4 protein-coding genes are annotated in these 3,029 nt (G+C 45.5%); 2 read left to right on the top strand and 2 right to left on the bottom strand.

Annotated elements, in window-relative coordinates; genetic code table 11:
- Positions 1-54: 54 nt before the first annotated feature.
- Both F6K38_RS44625 and F6K38_RS38245 read left to right on the top strand, forming a co-directional pair.
- On the top strand, positions 55-168 hold the full coding sequence (locus F6K38_RS44625; protein ID WP_502709649.1) for a hypothetical protein: 114 nt from the start codon (positions 55-57) through the stop codon (positions 166-168).
- Between the two features lie 128 nt (positions 169-296).
- Positions 297-545, top strand: a complete 249-nt coding sequence (locus tag F6K38_RS38245) for a YggT family protein (RefSeq protein ID WP_287360165.1) — start codon at positions 297-299, stop codon at positions 543-545.
- A gap of 457 nt (positions 546-1,002) precedes the next feature.
- On the opposite strand, the gene F6K38_RS38240 is transcribed toward F6K38_RS38245, so the two are convergent.
- Positions 1,003-1,446, bottom strand: a complete 444-nt coding sequence (locus F6K38_RS38240; RefSeq protein ID WP_071104475.1) for a hypothetical protein — start codon at positions 1,444-1,446, stop codon at positions 1,003-1,005.
- A 128-nt stretch (positions 1,447-1,574) separates the two neighbouring features.
- Positions 1,575-2,801, bottom strand: a complete 1,227-nt coding sequence (locus F6K38_RS38235) for an urease accessory protein UreH domain-containing protein (RefSeq protein ID WP_287360163.1) — start codon at positions 2,799-2,801, stop codon at positions 1,575-1,577.
- Positions 2,802-3,029 lie beyond the last annotated feature (228 nt).

Genomic DNA, 3,029 nt, shown 5'->3' with positions numbered 1-3,029 from the left:
GCTAGAAAGCGCGAACTAAAGGCAGAAGCAAGCATTGAAGCGGCACGTCAGAGTTTGGAAGACAAAATTGCCCAGCTCAATTCAGCCATTGACGATGTACGTCAACAAGTCAGCACAGTGAAAGGTAAAGCTGAGGCAAATACACAGGAACGGGTGCTTGAGCCGTGAAAAAATTCTGTTGTAGGTATGTTTTAGCTTTACTGACTTGGTATTCAGGCACAGGGTGATCAAATCCGTTAAACTTAACATCAAGGCATAACACTCACACAAACTAACTAAGAAACCTTATAAATACTATGGCTACAGAATTGTTGACTAGCACTCTCCAGAGCTTTATTAAAATCTATCTAGTTCTATTAATTGTCCGAATTCTGTTAACTTGGTTTCAAACAATGGATTGGGCGAATCAGATCGCTTCTGTCTTAAGTCCAATTACTGACCCTTACCTGAATATTTTCCGTTCCTTCATTCCACCCCTTGGAGGTATAGATTTTTCACCCATACTAGCGATTTTCGTTCTACAAATTGTAGCTGGGCTGTTTTAGCATAGCCGTGATCAACAGCTCTAATCAGAATAGTAAGATCTAATCCTTGTTCACAGTTTGACACTCCCCATGGCTATAAGCCAGGGGATTCTTGGTTCAACGTTCGCGTAGCGTGGCCTACGGCCTTGGTTAATTGCTATTCCAGGCCGGAGCCAAGAAGAGTAGAGGATACCTCTACCCAAGCGTATTTAGTCTTCCATAAACATTTAAGTCGTTAGACCCAATTACGCAATATGTAGGCTCTACATATTTTTTACGTTGCCTACTTATGTTTAGACAGTATCTAGCTACACCAAAATAAATATTGATTATACTGTTATAATAGCACACCTAGTGCCAACTTTCAATCCCATTGTCTCAAAGAAAAGCCGTCCTTCTAGGACGGGGCACGATAACCCAATTTTCTTGATGCAGCGCTGCATCAAGACAGGGGCGACAGCACTTAAGCGTTAACCAATCACCGACCGATTCTTTCCCTAAAACCGGATGCCCTAAAACCCTGAAGGATCAGAGGGGTTTTTACATTAGCAGGAACTGTAACCTGAATTTCAAAATCAGTGGGTTCGCCTGGTGGCACTTCATCAATTGACCCTACGCGACCCCGATTTGGGAAAGTATTATTGCCATTGGCATCCAAGATACGACCAAAAACATCAGCATCAACCACCGTTCTGCCAGTGGGATTCTTGGCTTTACCCTTGATCAGATAGCAACTAGCCTGCCTAGCCGAACCCCCACCACTGATCACCCTGCCTTGCCCAATTTCTGAGGGACACTCCTCGGAAGACAAGTTGGAGAGTTTAATGCGGATCACAGCCAACGCAGGGGGAGCAAATGCCGAGCTGATCACCCAAATCAGACAAGCTACAGCAGTAACAGTTAACCAATTTCGCAATCCCATAAAGCCCACCAAAAATTAACCTTACAGATACTTTACATCTAAATTGCAAAGGGTTGAGCAGAAAAGCTATAGCATGATTAACCCGCTATAGTTTAAGATTTTATGAAATTGGTAGCAAAGCGTGACCATTACCAAGATTTGGGGGGAAGGTAGAACTTTTCTAGGGATAACCCTGACCAAACAATACGCGATCGCACTAGCAAAACTCCTAAGGTAATTATTCCCAAACTGACAGTTCTGAGATGGTTGTTTCCAGTCAAAGCTAACTGTCCAAGGTAGCTCGAACCAATCATCACGGTATGAATTGCAGCTAGGACTAAAGCGGGGATACTCAATAAATGAATCCGTCGCCAAAGCTTGCCCAAACCCTTCTGTAAGCGGTCAAAACTCGTGAGAGCGGCTGGGGTAATCAACACGAGCGCTAAAATTCCTGCTAACAGACCCCACTTATGCTGCGGTAGCATAAACCCCATGGCATCTAACTTCCAGTTCAAGGCATGGTCTAGCCTAAAAAATGTATGAGCGATCGCCAACACAAATGCCCCCACTCCTAAAGCCCGACGATAGCGTAACAGCCCAGACCACAAACGACTAATCGGACGAGCAATCAAAGATAACATCAGTAACAGCAGCGCCCCATGACCGGTGTAATCCACCATAGCATCGGTACGCAGAAGGGTTAAAATACCAATCGTGAGGGTAACCCAGCCTCCTAGGCGAAACAGCTGGCTGCGCTTGCTAACACTGAGTCTAGATGCAGATACACCCACTCCTAGCATCATGGGCATTGTTCCCAGTCCAAAAGCCAGCATCGTTGCTGCTCCCCACCAGAGATTCCCCATTTCCGCTGCTTTAATCTGAGCAGCATACAGGAAGCCACAAGGCATCAAACCCCAGACTCCTCCTAAAAGGGCTGGTGTCCACCACTGAGATTCCCCAGACAGTTTACTCATGGCGACCGTCAGCCGTTGATGCCCAATCCCTTTAGATAGGGGGTGTAATAGGGGCAGACGGGGAATCCAATCGGGTTTAAGCTGGACACAGCCAAACCAAATTAGCATTAAACCGGTCAGAATTGCCATGACTTGGCGCAATCCACTGCCAATCCCAGCCAACTGACCACTGGCAATCAAGACCGAACCCATACCCCCAAGTGCAGCTCCGACTAGAGCATAACTAATTGTTCGTCCTAGGTTCAGCAGACTATGAAAACCCAGCTGATGCAGCCACTTGGGAGACTTTTCCTGCTGCTGAGATAGGGAAAACGCCACTGCCAGAGGTCCACACATCGCCACACAGTGACCAAAACTCCCCAGAAACCCTAGGGTCATGACCAGCAGCAAATCTAAAACCATTCCGTGCTTATCTTCCTTACCTATAGACTTATGGTAAATATTATCATTAGCTATTCATCCTTATTGTGAACTTATAGCAATTTGTAATCAAAAGATTCATTTGTGATCTTCGATATCCTCTGTATCTCCGGCATTTTCTGGTTAGGAGCTAAGAGCATCTTTGAAGAAATCTTAGCATTAAGAGTTAACCCCCATGACCATTCAACTGCGATCCCACATTTCCTCTAC

It is taken from the genome of Moorena sp. SIO3B2 (assembly GCF_010692525.1).
GTDB lineage: Bacteria > Cyanobacteriota > Cyanobacteriia > Cyanobacteriales > Coleofasciculaceae > Moorena > Moorena producens.
Note: the sequence above shows the minus strand (reverse complement) of the source record. Positions and strands in the feature narration are given on the sequence as shown.